The organism is Altererythrobacter sp. BO-6, assembly GCF_011047315.1.
Lineage (GTDB): Bacteria > Pseudomonadota > Alphaproteobacteria > Sphingomonadales > Sphingomonadaceae > Erythrobacter.
The window spans coordinates 543024-558175 of the sequence record NZ_CP049259.1 but is presented as its reverse complement, the minus strand read 5'-3'; the positions used below and the strand labels follow the sequence as shown (position 1 = coordinate 558175).

At 54.2% G+C, this 15152-nt stretch carries 14 protein-coding genes; 10 read left to right on the top strand and 4 right to left on the bottom strand.

The annotated features are described in order from the left end of the window. Nucleotides 1–89 precede the first annotated feature (89 nt). On the bottom strand, nt 90–1631 hold the full coding sequence (locus tag G6N82_RS02675; protein ID WP_165193472.1) for an oligosaccharide flippase family protein: 1542 nt from the start codon (nt 1629–1631) through the stop codon (nt 90–92). Beyond that, on the bottom strand, nt 1628–1969 hold the full coding sequence (locus tag G6N82_RS02670; RefSeq protein WP_165193470.1) for a hypothetical protein: 342 nt from the start codon (nt 1967–1969) through the stop codon (nt 1628–1630). Before G6N82_RS02670 ends, G6N82_RS02675 begins: the two co-directional genes overlap by 4 nt. Nucleotides 1970–2159: 190 nt before the next feature. Between G6N82_RS02670 and G6N82_RS02665 the strand changes: the two genes are divergently transcribed. From G6N82_RS02665 to G6N82_RS02635, 7 genes are all read left to right on the top strand, one after another. Continuing rightward, the gene (locus G6N82_RS02665; RefSeq protein ID WP_165193468.1) at nt 2160–3257 is read left to right on the top strand and encodes an NAD(P)/FAD-dependent oxidoreductase; all 1098 of its coding nucleotides are present in this window, start codon (nt 2160–2162) and stop codon (nt 3255–3257) included. Nucleotides 3258–3409: 152 nt separating this feature from the next. Continuing rightward, a complete protein-coding gene (locus tag G6N82_RS02660; RefSeq protein ID WP_165193466.1) occupies nt 3410–4681 on the top strand; it encodes a class I SAM-dependent methyltransferase in 1272 nt (423 codons plus the stop codon). Beyond that, on the top strand, nt 4620–6053 hold the full coding sequence (locus tag G6N82_RS02655) for an NAD(P)-binding protein (protein WP_206520282.1): 1434 nt from the start codon (nt 4620–4622) through the stop codon (nt 6051–6053). Before G6N82_RS02660 ends, G6N82_RS02655 begins: the two co-directional genes overlap by 62 nt. Next, on the top strand, nt 6050–6946 hold the full coding sequence (locus G6N82_RS02650; protein WP_165193464.1) for a DUF707 domain-containing protein: 897 nt from the start codon (nt 6050–6052) through the stop codon (nt 6944–6946). The genes G6N82_RS02655 and G6N82_RS02650 overlap by 4 nt, the downstream gene beginning before the upstream one ends. Before the next feature lie 3 nt (nt 6947–6949). Beyond that, nucleotides 6950–7906 (top strand): hypothetical protein, encoded by a 957-nt coding sequence (locus G6N82_RS02645; protein WP_165193462.1) that lies wholly within the window; start codon nt 6950–6952, stop codon nt 7904–7906. Between the two features lie 28 nt (nt 7907–7934). Then, nucleotides 7935–9389: a GMC family oxidoreductase gene (locus G6N82_RS02640; protein WP_165193460.1), complete on the top strand. Its 1455-nt coding sequence runs from the start codon at nt 7935–7937 to the stop codon at nt 9387–9389. Between the two features lie 37 nt (nt 9390–9426). Then, entirely contained in the window at nt 9427–9822 is a 396-nt protein-coding gene (locus G6N82_RS02635) for a hypothetical protein (protein ID WP_165193458.1), read from the top strand. Between the two features lie 92 nt (nt 9823–9914). On the opposite strand, the gene rfbF is transcribed toward G6N82_RS02635, so the two are convergent. After that, a complete protein-coding gene (gene rfbF / locus G6N82_RS02630; protein ID WP_165197897.1) occupies nt 9915–10775 on the bottom strand; it encodes a glucose-1-phosphate cytidylyltransferase in 861 nt (286 codons plus the stop codon). 115 nt (nt 10776–10890) lie between these two features. Between rfbF and G6N82_RS02625 the strand changes: the two genes are divergently transcribed. The 3 genes from G6N82_RS02625 to G6N82_RS02615 all read left to right on the top strand — a co-directional run bounded on the left by G6N82_RS02625 (nt 10891) and on the right by G6N82_RS02615 (nt 14003). Further along, complete coding sequence (locus tag G6N82_RS02625) at nt 10891–11811, top strand: NAD(P)-dependent oxidoreductase (protein ID WP_165193456.1); 921 nt, start codon at nt 10891–10893, stop codon at nt 11809–11811. 277 nt (nt 11812–12088) lie between these two features. Continuing rightward, a complete protein-coding gene (locus G6N82_RS02620) occupies nt 12089–13540 on the top strand; it encodes a GMC family oxidoreductase (protein ID WP_165193454.1) in 1452 nt (483 codons plus the stop codon). After that, on the top strand, nt 13530–14003 hold the full coding sequence (locus G6N82_RS02615) for a hypothetical protein (RefSeq protein WP_206520281.1): 474 nt from the start codon (nt 13530–13532) through the stop codon (nt 14001–14003). The genes G6N82_RS02620 and G6N82_RS02615 overlap by 11 nt, the downstream gene beginning before the upstream one ends. A gap of 3 nt (nt 14004–14006) precedes the next feature. Here the strand turns inward: G6N82_RS02615 and G6N82_RS02610 are convergent, their stop codons facing one another. Continuing rightward, on the bottom strand, nt 14007–15065 hold the full coding sequence (locus tag G6N82_RS02610; RefSeq protein WP_165193449.1) for an NAD(P)-dependent oxidoreductase: 1059 nt from the start codon (nt 15063–15065) through the stop codon (nt 14007–14009). Nucleotides 15066–15152 lie beyond the last annotated feature (87 nt).

Genomic DNA, 15152 nt, shown 5'->3' with positions numbered 1-15152 from the left:
ATTCCGAAGCATGGCTAGCCAGAGCAACGCCGACCTCACAGGCAGCAGGCAGGAACGGCATTCATTGCGCGGCTAGAAAGCCAAAACGATCATTTCAACTCTTGTGTTCGCGGTTTGTCAGCCAGGTTGTGACGATTAAGCCACCCAATGAACGGCTTGTCACGAGCGACACGACTGATTGTCTGCGTCACCAGCGCTTCCAGCCCATCGGGCCGACCCGAAAGCCTCCAGACCGCCCAGTGGGCCGTGCAATAGGTGATAGCAGCAAGCGGAATGATCTTGAGTAGATAGACGATGATTTCGAGTTCGCTGTCTCCGCGCTCGAAAATCTGGCGCAGCCAGAAGACGGTCGCAACCATTACCGTAACGCTTACCAAGCCCCTGCCAGCGCAAAGAAGCTGCTCAATGATGCCGATCCCGATAATCTTTCTGGTCAAGTGCAGACACAGCAGCGCAAGGAACAGGTCTGCCACTATAAGTGCCAGGACCGCTCCGAGCCAGCCGAAGTTTACAACACAAGCGATGGTCAGCGGAACCCGAAGCAGAAAATCCCAAAGATTGCGGTTGAAAATATATTTTGGCTTCCCGAGCGCATTGAGCAAGGTCAGCGTCATATGCGAATATAGTCCAGGTATAAGCAGCAGCGAGACCGCTTGAAAAACAATCGTTGCCTCGAGCCATTGAGGCCCCAGTACAAGCTCGATTAATTCCACGGCCAGCAATGCCTGCCCGCATGCAATTGGCAATCCGATCGAGAGCACGGAGGCGATGGCAACGCCATAGACCTGGCGCTGGCGCGTCGGCTGTTGATTGGAACGGGCCAATGCCGACATCATTGGCTTTTGGATTGTTTCCATCATGGTCTTGAACACGATCGTGGCCAGATCCCTGGTGGTGGCGTACAGGCCGACCGTTGCTTGCGCGGCTAGCTTTCCGAGCAGGACCCGATCCGCTTGCCAGTTTAGTGCGCTCATCGTTTGCGCAGCCATGTTCCAGCTCAGGAAACTCCAGAAGAAGGCGAAGTGGCGCAAGGTCAGGCGCGGTCGCATGGGGACCAGGGCATAGGTCGCCAGAACGTAGAATAAGGGGCTGGCGATGGTGGCCGAGGCGATTGCCCAATAGCTGCCTGTCTGAACTGCCAGCATGCCGGCGATTGCCAAGGCGCAGAATTTGCCGAAAACATCGGCCAGGGCATCGGGCCAGAAGCGCAACTGCTTAAACAAAAGGAAGTCCTTTGGGCTCCGCAACCCGCGCAACGCCGGGGCGAGCGAAATGGCGCAGATTAGCGCGAACAATCGTTCGTCCTCGAAGAAATATGCCAGCGGCATGGCCATAGCGCAGAGTATTGCAGCGATGGCGACACCGCGCAGAAGCGCGATCGTGAACGCGGAGTTGAGGTGGCTGCGGCTCACAGTGCGCAGCTGAAGCAGCGCAACGTTGGTTGGCACCTCCATGACTGCCTCGGCAATTTGCATCACTGACAAGGCGATTGCTACCAGGCCGAAATCGGTGGGCGTCAGATATCTTGCCAGGATGATCAGCGTGATGAAATCGAAGCCGCGCGAAAGTGCGCGCGCGCCGCCTAGCAAGGCCGTTCCTTTAGCGACCTGATGGCGCACAACTGACTTCATGCAGATGGTACTTCATTTTCTGTCAAAACGCGTGTTTCCATCCAAACCGGATCGGCATGAGAGTGCGCATTGAGCCCACCAGCCAAATAGCCAGGCCAAACCTTGGCGATGGCAAAGCCCGGCTTTTCGATGGGAAGAGATACGAGCCTGACGCTCGCGCCTCGTCGCTTCGCAACCTGCCCCTTTTCCGCATGCCCCCTGTTGAGCATCGTCAATATCGATCGATGAGCTTCGGAGGGCATCCTAACCGCAAATCCCGCAAAGCCCATCGTTGCACAACCGTTCATCAGACTAAGTGTTTCACTATCCTCTAGGGTTAGGTCCTTTGGTTCTTTCAAGTGGACAGACCCTCCCGAATGGTAATTTCATCAAGCGCTAGCAACGGAAGAATAGAGGCTGGACGATACGATGCCCGACTCAGCGAGAACGGAGGTTGATTGCATTCATGCCTGCCAATGACAGCCGCTCCGCATCTGGATTTCCACATAGGGATCGATCTGGCAACAGCGCTCGATCCAAAGGCGCCGCGTGGAAGAGGTAGAATGTATTGTCGTCGGTGGCGGCGTCATTGGTCTTGCTTGCGCAGCGGCGCTCGCCCGATCAGGGCGTGAAGTAGTTTTGCTAGAGGCAGAACAGGCAATCGGAACCCATTCGAGCAGTCGGAACTCCGAAGTCATCCATGCCGGAATCTACTATGAGCCAGAAAGCCTAAAGGCAAAATTTTGCCGACGTGGAAGGGACATGCTCTACGCCTTTGCCGCTGACCGGGGGATTGCCCATCGCCGGATCGGAAAGGCCATCGTCGCAACATCGAATGAGCAGCTGGAGCAACTTGAAGAAATTCGAACGCGCGCAGTCGCGAACGATGTGCATGATCTGCAGTTTCTGTCGCGTAACGAGATGAAATCGCTTGAACCAGAGGTTCAATGTGTTGGTGCTCTATATTCTCCATCGACGGGAATAATCGACAGTCATGGGCTAATGGTCGCGCTGGAAGGCGAGTTTGAGCATTACGGAGGCATGCTCGTGCTAAAAGCCGAAGTGACCGCTGTCATCCCAGATCCAAGGGGCTTTGTTGTCGAAATCAATAACTTGGAATCCGAGCGCCTACGCACCAGAAATCTTGTGAATTGCGCTGGCCTTCGTGCGGTTGAGATGGCCCAGCGGATATTGGGCGCCAGATCAAATTCCATCCCCGACGCATATTTCGCGATTGGGCATTACTACCGTCTTTCTGGCCGCCCACCTTGCAAACGGTTGGTCTATCCGATTCCAGTCACGGGAGGGTTGGGCGTTCACTTGACCATTGATCTTGGCGGCCAGGCGAGATTTGGGCCCGATGTTAGGTGGATCGAAAAGCCAGACTATCGTTTCGATGATTGTGCTAAGGACGATTTCGTTTCTGCAATCCAATGTTTCCTTCCAAACATTTCTGCGGATCAGCTTCAACCTGACTATACTGGGGTTAGATCGAAAATTTCCGGTCCCGATAGGCCTGCCGCAGACTTTCGCATCGATGGACCCGACGATCACGGCGTGACCGGATTGATCAATCTATTTGGCATTGAGTCGCCCGGCCTCACTTCGAGTTTGGCTATCGCCGATTATGTGGTCAGACGGCTTTAACAGAAGGCAACTCAAAATTATTGCATTAAAAGCAGTACTTTGCAGACGTAGTAATCCGGAAGGCGAATTGCGACAACACCTTCTCTTGCCTAGCATCGTCCTCGAAAAGCGGGGAAAATCCTCCCACTCCTGCGATTGCGAAAGGCTACCCGATGCAACAGACAGGAAAGCCGGAAATCAACTCAGCATCTGCTCTGAAGACCTGTCGCCACTGCCTGCAGCCGCTTGTTTTGCAGTTGGCCGATCTTGGGTTCAGTCCCGTCGCCAATGACTTTATCGGCCTGGCGCAATCCGGTGAGCCGGAAGTGCACTATCCCCTCGAAGTGCGAGTTTGCGACAGTTGTCTGCTTGCACAAGTTGTTCACCAGCTAGGTGCACGTGACCTGTTTCGCGCTGACTACACCTATTACTCCTCCCACTCTTCGACCTGGCTCGAACATGCCAGATCATATGTGGAAACGATGATCGAACGCCTACGGCTGGACAAGAACAGCCGGGTGGTGGAAATCGCGTCGAATGACGGATATCTCCTTCAGTACGTCAAGCAGGCCGGAATAGAATGCCTGGGTATAGAGCCAACGGAAGGCCCAGCTGCTGTGGCAAGGAAGGCTGGCCTGGAAGTACGGACGGAGTTCTTTTCAGAACAGCTGGGCCGCGACCTGGCTAATGAGGGATGGGGCGCGGATCTGCTTGTCGCAAATAACGTGCTGGCTCATGTTCCCGACATCAATGATTTTGTTCGCGGCGCCAAAGCGTTGCTGAATCCTGAGGGTGTTGCGACATACGAGGTCCAGCATTTGCTGCGCCTGATGCAGCAAAACCAGTTTGATACAATCTATCACGAGCACTTCTCGTATCTTTCGTTGCTGGCAGCGGAGCGTATCTTCCATGCCGCTGGGCTTCGCATCTTCGCGGTCGAAAGTTTGACCACGCATGGCGGATCAGTGCGTTTCCATGTCTGTCACGCGGATGCCGCTTGGGACACAGAACCCTCCGTCGATGCGATGCGCGACGAGGAAAGACGATACGGGCTAGAGAGGCGGGCGACCTATACTGAATGGAGCAGTCAAATCCGTAAAACGAAGCTTGCCCTGGTCCAATTGTGCATGGAGCTCAAGAAACAGGGTAAATCGATAGCGGCATATGGCGCGCCAGCCAAGGGCGTGACCCTTCTCAACTATTGCGGCATCGGCAGCGATGTTATTGATTTCGCTGTCGATCGGGCTCCATCGAAGCAGGGTAAGCTAATGCCGGGTGTGCGTGTTCCGATTTATGATCCCGCTCATTTGCAAAAGGCGAAGCCGGACTTCATCCTGATCTTACCTTGGAACCTGAAGGAAGAAATAAAAGAGCAAATTGGCAATGCCCGAGAATGGGGTGGGCAATTCATTGTTCCCGTACCCGAAGCGACTATTGAACAATAGGATCCAGCTCGGCGCCATGTCTCGACAGCCACATATTGCAATTATCGGAGCGGGCTTCGCCGGGTTCGGCGCTGCCCATCAGTTAAGAGAAGCGGGCAGCGAAGCCACGATATACGAGAAACGGCGGTTTCACGGTGGCCATACTTCCACCCATTCCTACGCTGATGGCTACTTGTTCGACGAGGGGCCGCACATTTCCTTCACTCAGAACACGCGGCTGCAGGAACTCTTCGCAGACAGCATTGGCGGCTCATATGAAAAACTACGCGCCAGCGTGAATAACTATTGGCAAGGCCACTGGATCAAACATCCGGCACAGGTCAATCTGCATGGTCTTCCCGCAGACTTGATCGTCGATTGCATCAGGGACTTTGCCAAGGCCACGGATCAGCCTGCCAGCACAGGTCGCATATCGAATTATGAAGACTGGCTGCTTGCAAGTTTCGGCGAGACATTCGCTCAGACGTTCCCCGCAGTGTACACGCGCAAATACCACACGACGGAAGCAAGCAATCTTACAACGGACTGGCTCGGGCCTCGACTTTACCGTCCCGAGCTGGAAGAAGTGCTGCGAGGTGCGCTGGTACCGAACACGTCAGACGTACACTACGTGGACCATTTCCGTTATCCCACGGAAGGCGGGTTTGTTTCTTACCTCAATGGCTTCCGCAAGCGCTCGCGGGTCGAGTGCAACAGCGAGATTGTGGCGATAGATCCCGTCGCCAGGACACTTTGTATTTCTGACGGAAGAATCGTTGGTTACGATGCGTTGATTTCTTCCGTGCCTCTTCCTCGCTTGATACCGATGATCAAGGATGCGCCGCCGGATGTGGTAGATGCGGCAGGAAAGCTCGCTTGCACCGAAGTCATTCTGGTCAACATCGGGGTAAGCAAACCGAAGGTCCGCGATGACCACTGGACCTATTTTTACGATGAGGACATTGTCTTTGCCCGGCTGAGCTATCCCTCGAATTTCTCACCCAACGTCGCCCCGAAAGGCTGCGTAGCGCTACAAGCTGAAGTCTATTTCAGCGACAAATGGAAGCCTCGCACCCAACCACCTGAAGCTTACATCGAACCTGTGATTGACGGGCTGCTTAAGGCAGGGCTCATTGATGGACGGGACCAGGTCAATCACACAAGCACCATCGTTGCGCCCTTTGCAAACATCATCTTCGACCATGACCGGCCCGCTGCTCTCAAGCTGATCCATGGCTACCTGGACGAAATCGGCGTGAATTATTGCGGGCGTTTCGGTGACTGGGGCTACATCTGGACCGATCAGGCCTTTGCCAGCGGCGAGAAGGCAGCGCGCCAGGCCCTTGAGAAACTGACGAAAGGCAAGTCAGCAATGCGCGCAGGAACGAAATGATCGCGCCGCGCCAAAACCTCGTCTTCGTTCGCGTCGGATCGAAATCGCTTCATCGTAGATGGTTGGCTGGAAAGGGCGAGCGAAATTGGGATCTGCAACTGAGTCAATACGATGACGATCCCGAGATCGGACAAGGTGGCGACCTGCCGCTGTCCGTCGATAAAGGCACGAAGTGGGACAGTGTCTATCGGTACCTAATCAACAATCCAGAAGTGCTGGACCGCTATCGCTACATAGCTTTCATGGATGATGATCTCCTTTTCACGAAAGAAGACCTCAACCGGTATTTCGACATTTGCGCCGAAAATGATCTCTTTATCGCGCAACCGGCACTGCATTCCGACAGCTTCTTTTGTTATTCTATTCTGCTCCATTGCCCATTGACGCGCCTGCGCTACACCAACTTTGTCGAATGCATGGCTGCGGCCATCAGGACCGACTATCTCAGAGCGTTCATGCCGCACATGTCCAATGTAATCTCGGGTTGGGGCATGGACCGGATCTGGACAGTCACAATGCCCAGTCCAGCTTTCAAATCCGCGATAATTGATGAAATTTCCATGGTTCATACTCGTCCGCATGCAACTGGTGCGGTTTATGATGCCTTTTCCGACAGGGAACTCTCGCCTGCACAGGAGATGAAGGGCCTGATCTCGAGATACTCCGGCGTTCCCGACAAGATGTTGGTTTATGGGGCGATCGGTCGCGACGGCAGGCGCCTCAGCGGCGCTACCACGCGTGCGCTAAATGGCCTGTCACTGCTGGCCAATTGTTGGCGTTACCGCAAACCGGTGTTGGCGCTCAAATCGGGTGCCGCCATGCTTTGGCGCGCCATTTTTCTGGCGCGCTATCGTCCAGAGCCTGCACGGCAGGTTCGAAAGGAAGGGGCTTGAACAATGAGACAAAGCGACAGGAACGCTATTGCCGTCACGGTGGGGTTGAACGCTCCGATCGAAGAGGAAGAGTTGGCGATCTACCGGGGCCAGATTGTATTGCTGCCTCCTACTCCCGCAAGTATCGAGCTTTGCGCACACGCGCGCACAATGGTGGAAGAGGCATTCCATCCGTATGACCCGCGTACCGCACAGCATGTTCTCGACATCGACGACTTCGTTGCGCGTGCAGCGAACGTGAAGCCGCGCTTCATCCATGATCCGCAAACAAGGATCCTGCAAAAGGCGTATCTGGCCGAGCTGGGATTCGATCCTTGGCGAACCTATCTTGATGTCCCGCGAATGCGTGTGGTCAGTAGCGACGGCTATCTGGTTTCGGGAGTAGGGCACAAGCAGCCGCCCCATCGCGATACCTGGTGGTCAGCGCCAATGCAGCAGATCCAGTTTTGGCTCCCGATTTTCCCGATGACACGCGAATGTTCGATGGAGTTCTACCCCCATTATGTAGAAAGTGCGGTGGCGAACTCGTCAAACGACTTCAACATATACAATTGGAATGCGACGGGCCGCAAGAACGCCGCGCAACATCGCATGGGTGAAGACAATCGCGGCATCCCTCAACCCAACGCGGCGCTTGAGCATCCGGGAGCGGTGCAGATGGTTCTGCCGGTTGGCGGCGCGGTGATTTTTTCGGCCAATCAATTGCACGCGACATCCGACAATGTCAGTGGCATGACCAGATTCAGCATAGATTTTCGCATCGTCGATATCGAACATGTCCGCCATGGGATCGGGGCCAGAAACGTCGATAATGCTTCGACTGGCACCGCGCTGCGAGATTTCCGGCGTATCTCGGACGAACAGGAAATCGCGCCAGATATCGTTTCCAGATACGATGAAGGGGAGAAACCTCAAGGCGGTGTTTTACGCTTTGCCCCGGATGAAGTGGTAAAGGTCTGACGCTTGAGGCCTACTGAAGGAACGAGCCATGCAGTTCGTTACACCCGACAAAGCTTCAGCGGCTGCCGCATGGGACGTCGTGATTATCGGATCTGGCTTCGGATCCTTGTTTTTCCTTTACAAATATCTGCAGAACAGACCCCACGACCGCGTTTTGATCCTGGAGAAAGGTGGCTACCACAACCATGAGTGGCAGCTCCAAAACCAGAAGAATTCAGAGATTGACCCGCTTGATACTTTCCGTCGTGGGGGCGAGGTAGAAAAGCCGTGGGACTTCACGATCGGTTTGGGCGGTAGCACGAACTGCTGGTGGGGACTGACGCCTCGTCTTCATCCCACCGACTTCGACCTAAAGACCCGGTTGGGTTTCGGAGCGGACTGGCCGATCCGATACGACGACCTTGTACCTTACTGGCAAGAGGCAGAGCGTATAATGCTAATTGCAGGGTCGCCCGAACTCGAAAGGAGTTATCCGGGCTCGTCGAACTACCCCCAGCCCCCGCACAGAATGACGACTGCGGACGAAATGCTGGTTGCCGCAGGTGACCAGCATCACTTCCCGATGCCAACCGCCAAACTCTCGCGCTCGGTATCATCTCGGGGACGATGCTGTTCCAGTTCAAGCTGCAATCTTTGCCCGGTAAGCGCCAAGTTCACAGGCCTGAACTCAATGTCAGATGTGCTTGACCATCCGTCGGTTTCGATCTGCATAAACAGCGAGGTACATTACATCGAAACAGCCAGTGGCGTCGCGAAATCCGTTCAATTTCAGAGCAGAGGTCGCGACTACACGGTTTCCTGTGACCTTTGTGTCCTGGGCGCAAACGCCATCCACTCCGCTTTCATTATGTTGCGATCCGGAATTTCCGGTCATGGGGTAGGGCGATATCTGGGTGAGAAAATGCTCGCCTCGGTGGAAGTGATGTTCGATGGTCTGAATCACTACGACGGCGGAACTGACAGCACAGCATTCAATATCGGCATCGTGGAGGACGGGCGTTCCAAGGATCATTCCTCTGCTGTTATGGTCGTGCAGAACGGGTTCAAGCAGGGGCTGCGTCTGGAACCTGGGCGTTGGCGCGAAAACATGGGTCTCATTTTCTATGTTGAGGACGTTTTCGATCATGACAACGGCGTCTTCGACGATGGTGGTGACAAGCCGTTAGTCAAGTTCAAGGGATATTCCGATTACGCGATGGCCGGGCTGCAGAATGCACTTGATTGCTTGCCGAAAATACTTGCGCCATTACCGGTCGAAAGCATCCGGTTCCACCGCATTGAGCCGACCATGGGACATGTCCAGGGATCGCTTAGGATGGGCCGATCCATTGAGGAATCGGTTGTTGACCACAATCTGGTAAGCCACGCCATTCGCAACCTGATCGTGGTCGGGACTTCGACATTCCCAACCTGCGGAAGCGCTAATCCTTCACTCACTGCTGCGGCGCTATCGCTTCGCGCAGCAAAGAACATCTTGGCATGAGGTAACCGTGGCCGGACTAACCCGCAGACACTTGCTAATGGCAGGCGGCGCAACGGCGGCGCTGGCCGGTGCGGGAGGAATCTATGCAATCAACGGCAGGCCCGAGGACTTTTTGGCCGGGTTCATCCGGCATGCGTTCTCAAGCGAACCGATTGCGCCAGGCGCCGCACAAAAATTTGCTGCGGATTATCTGTATTTCAACGCTGATGAGGTCTTGGAGGTCAAGGCGCTTATGTCTGTCCAGCGGCTGGTCGGGTTTGACGCCCTCGATGCAATGCTCTCGGATCAGGCACCATATTTTAACTTCAAGCGTCGAGTCACAACTTTATTCATGCTTGGCTCAACGCTTTTCCAGAGGTCATCGCCGGAAAAGAGCATCGAATACATCGGGCTGGCACAGGGCTGCGCCAACCCTTTCGCGCGGTTCTCCTAGCGCCATATTGGGACCTGCGAGGCGCTCAGAACCTTCTCTCAGTTCCAGCATCAAAGCTTGAAGATGCTTATGCTGGCATCGATAATTTCAATTTAGACAGCCTTGAGGATCCGGTCTGCCATCATGGGCTGCCCGGCGCTTGCAGGGGCCCTTTTGTCGGTGTGGTTCGACGAGTGCGAATAGACCAGCCGCCACGGGCAATCAGGACTTGCCCAGACTTCTTCTAGATAGCTCTTGTCTCTTAGAGTATCCATGCACTGCCAGAAGTCCTCATGACGGAAAGCAACTAACTGGCTGAGTTCAACCAGGCGCTCCATCGGCTCGCGTTCCCAAACTGTGGCATCATCTTCAATAAGATCGAAGACCTGGGGTTCACACACATAAAAACCGCCATTTATATATCCGCCATCTCCGATACCCTTTTCGCGGAAACCAGTTACGGAAATTCCTTCTTCGCTTATGCCTAAAGCACCGAAGCGGCCCGGTTGGCGAACTGCAGTAACCGTAGCCCATTTGCCATGCGATGCATGGTATTCGAGCAACTGGTCGATCGGGACGTTCGAGACTCCGTCACCATAGGTCAGGCAGAATGGGTTGTCGCCAATCGCCTGCCGTACTCTCGCAATACGGCCACCTGTCATTGAATCGGCCCCCGTATCGATCAAAGTAACCTTCCAATCTTCTTCGATGGGATTGTTGAAATGGATCTCCCCGTTTCCCAGATCAATCGTGAAATCGCTGGTTATATTACGGTAATTAAGGAAATAATCCTTTATGTACTCTCCCTTATAGCCGCAGCATACGACGAATTCTTTTATTCCAAAATGCGCGTAATGTCGCATCACATGCCAAAGGATTGGCTTGCCGCCAATCTCAACCATTGGCTTTGGCCGAATAGAGGTTTCCTCACTCAAGCGAGTCCCCAGCCCTCCGGCGAGAATGACAGCTTTCATCGGTGCCCCCTTGGCTGCAGCAATCGAATGAATGTAGTGGTAAGAGGCAGTCATATCATTTGCGCATTTGGATTAGCTTGAATGGGGCAAGAGCTTGAATATCGAGAGGGGATAAATGGCGCGTGATTTGGTCGCTGTTACGGGGGCCAGTGGCTTTGTTGGGCATGCCGTGCTGCGCGCGCTGCAATCGCGTGACGTCGACGTGTTGGCAATTGGGACCCAGGCTGGCATCAGCGATCCTTCTGCCGTGCCTTGGCACTCGGTAGACCTTCTCGAGAAAGGCAGTGCCCGTAAGCTGTTTGCCGAATACAGGCCTCGTGCGCTCATTCACGCGGCTTGGGCTCGATCAAAAGGAGCGGGGCTTTGGCATTTGCAGGAAAATCTGGCGTGGCGCGATGCCAGCCTGGCACTATTTCGCGAATATTGGGATGAAACCGGCGGGCACATCGTTGGATGTGGTACATGTGCAGAGTACGATGCGCCGAGCGAAAGCGATTGCATCGAGGACGAAACTCCCATTTCACCGGCCTCTATATACGGACGTGCGAAGGCGGAACTCGCCGAGCAGGCTCATATCCAGGCAGATCGAGCAGGCGGTTCGCTTTCATGGGCGCGACTGTTCTATATGTACGGCCCATACGAGAACCCGGAACGGCTCGTACCCCAACTGCTGGATCGAATGCTTAAGGGGGAGGTGGCCAAAACTGCGAGCGGCAGAGCAATCCGTGATTTCGGATATTCTGGTGACATGGGTGAAGCGTTGGTGGACCTTGCCGTGACTGGGAGCAGTGGTACGTTCAACGTGGCGACCGGCAAGGGTGTCTCAATTGCATCTCTTGCGAAGCGGGCCTCCGAGCTTTGCGGGCGTGAGGACCTGCTTGAAATCGGAGCGCTCGCCGATCGAATGGACGAGCCACCGCGGATTGTCGCTGACGTGACAAAGCTGAAATCAGCCACAGGCTGGTCGCCGGTTCACGATCTCGACTCGGGTCTCAAATCTACGATCGATTGGCGATCTGGCATCGCAAAAGGCTAGGCTGATTCCAGCTAGTGTTGCTGCTGTTTCGTTCGTTTAGCGTGTTGTAAACTCTGGGCCTGCGGGCGCGGTGCGAGTGCAACTGCCGGAAGGCGAATTTGACCGCTGCCCCCCCTAATGGGGTAGGGCAACAACGCTCCCTCGGTGAAAGCTACGATCTGGCTACAGCTTATGAGCAGGTTGAGGTGGCATTTTGCAGAAGATATGATTTCATGAAGATCCCGCATCATAAGCGCATGGCAACTGATTGATCGTCAGCAGGAAAGAAAGTTCGCATATGGAGATTAGCGTTGCTGCCGCAAGCGAGCTTGAGCGCGACAGCTGGGATGTGATCGTGATCGGCTCGGGTTTTGGATCACTCTTTTTCCTGCGGAACTATATAAGGCGCCATCCAACTCAGCGGATTTTGGTGCTTGAATGGGGCAGACATCATTCTCGACAGTGGCAACTCGACCACCAGAAGAACTCAGCGATTGATCATAACTCGACGATTCAGAACCAGGGCGAGAAAGACTGGAATTTTAATATCGGGCTCGGGGGAGGGACGAACTGCTGGCAGGGCATGGCTGCCCGTATGCATCCGAACGACTTCGAATTGAATTCCAGATATGGAATAGGTCTGGATTGGCCAATTTCTTATCAAGACATCGCCGACTATTATCATGCAGCTGAAGTAATCATGAAAGTTGCCGGCGCTGAAGACGTTAGCAAGGTTTTCCCAGGGGCAGGAAATTTCCCGCAAAAGCAACATCATTTCAGCAGCACGGAAAGGCTGATCAAGGCGGATCGCCCCAATACGTTTTTTGCCGCTCCACAAGCTAAACTTACAAGCGGTGAGCGCAATCGCGGAGCTTGCTGCAATAATGGCACCTGCTCGCTATGCCCGACTGGCGCCAGATTTTATGCCATCGATGATATGGTTGACGTCTGGGAGGCGCCCAACCTCACCATCTGCACGGGAGCGAGAGTGCGGCTGCTCGAGACATCAGGATCTACTGCCGAAGCGGTCCTATTTGAGAGCGAGGGTCGGTACTATAGAGTAAGGGGAGATCTGATTGTATTAGGTGCCAACGGGATTCATTCGCCATTTATCTTGCAGCAGTCAGGCATCCTTGGCGGCGGACCGGGTAAATTTCTTGGCGAAAAGATGCTCGCATTTGTAGAGATCATGCTGGATGGCATGGATCATTTTGATGGTGGCACTGCCACGACCGGATTCGAACTCAGTTACATAGATGGCGATTTCCGGTCGGAGCACGGCGCTGTCCAGTATTGGACCAACAACAGCTTCTTGTGGGGAGGCTTGCGGCTTGATCCTCCCAACCGATACCGTCAGGTTGTACCGATCGGCATTACTGTGGAGGACTTACTCTACGAAGAAAACGCCGTCATTGATGATGGCGGGGAAGTCCCCTTCATTAGACACAGCGGCTTCTCCGAATATGCCATCAAAGGCCTGAATTTCGCGATTGGCAAAATCCCGGAAATATTCTCTTCGCTGCCCATCGAAAGCATAGAGCTGCGCAGGATTCTCCCCACCACTGATCATATACAGGGCTCTTTGCGTATGGGGATGGATCCCGCGACTTCTGTAGTTGACGCTAGGCAAGTGCATCATCAGCTGAGGAACCTGGTGGTGGTCGGCACCTCGGTATTCCCGACGACGAGCTGGGCGGTGCCAAGCCTGACATGTGCCGCCATGTCCCTGAAATTGGGTAATGAAATCTGACGTTGGGCGATTTAAAATGGAAATCAAGACACCTTGGACGACGCGACGCAAGCTGATCATTGGATTTGGAGCAAGCGCACTCGCTGGAGCCGCAATCATTGGCGGCAGACTTGGCTATTCGCGAGAAGAAGACTTTGTCATCGCAATGACAAAGCGCGCTTTGCCGGATGCGACTATTCCCTCTGCTGCGCTAGAACATTTCGCTAGGGACTACGTTTCGGAACTTCACGGCAATCGGCTTGATAGCTTGAATAAGCTTGTACTTTTATCTGCTGCTCTGTCGGCACAAGGGGTTGATATGCTTCTTGGCTCGACTGAGAAGTATAAAAACTTTCGGCGTACAACCGTTACTCAATTTCTAATAAAGTCGAATTACTTTGCCACAGATGGTGGGAAGACCGGACCGCTTGAGTATTACGGCAATTTACCGTGTGGACAAAATCCATTTTCCCAATTTGGCTAGTTTTCAGACGTTTACAATTTCGCGCACCGGAAACAGGTCATCGTTAAACGACCCCCGCTCTATCTGCTCTTTCATATGAGCTATGCGCTTGAAACGCGGCCCGTTAAATTGGTCGAACGTCAGACCGTTTGACGTGAAGGCTTCGAAGAGTTGCTCAACCCCTCGCTTGCAGGTCCACTGCGGCTTGAAGTTGTGCAACTTGCGAGCAATGTAGTTGCAGTCCACCCGATAGTTGCGCACGTCGGGACTCGCCTCGTCCGAAAAGCCGATTTTCGAGCCGGGCACAACATCACGCACTATCTCTGCGATCTCGCGGATTTGATAATTCTCAGTTGTCTGGCCGACGTTGAAGACCTCGTTATGGATCTCTGAACGGTCGGCTTCGATTGTAGCGATATATGCTGCAGCGATATCTTCGACGTGTACGATCGGGCGCCACGGCGAACCGTCGCTCATCAAGTGAACCTCTCCCGTTGTGCATGCCCAAGCGGTCAGATTGTTCACCACGAGGTCCATACGAATTAGCGGGGACAGGCCATAAGCTGTCGAGGCCCGGAGAAAAGTTGGACTGAAGGTCTCGTCCGCCAACATTGAAATGCCGATCTCGGCCTCTACCTTCGATCGACCGTAAGCAGTGACAGGGTTTAGCGTACCTTGCTCGGTAATAAAGCCGTCGCCCGATGCGCCATAATTCGAACAGGATGACGCGAACACGAATCTAGTCACCCCGGCTCGTTTGGCGCATCGTGCAAGTTCTATCGATGCTTGCGCATTGATCTCCTGGGTGAGACCTGGCCGATAATCGCCCAGTGGATCGTTTGAAAGAGCGGCCAGGTGGATGACAACATCAATGTCGTGTAGTTGCTCGTTCGCCCTTGCCGGATCCTGCACAAACTCGCGAACATCACCCGCTACCGAAGCGATCTTGGCCCGTTCCGGCAAGAAGTTGCACCCCTCGAAAAGTGCGCTGTCGAGGCCAACAACTTGATGGCCCTGATCAAGTAACTTGGGTGCGAGAACAGACCCGATGTAACCCATATGCCCAGTCAGAAGAACCTTCATTGAGTCCGCCCTTTCCAAGAGATCCAAAGGCGCACCGGTGTCGCACAGGTGCCCGGCCAAACCGCCATGGTGAATCTCTAGTCCTTT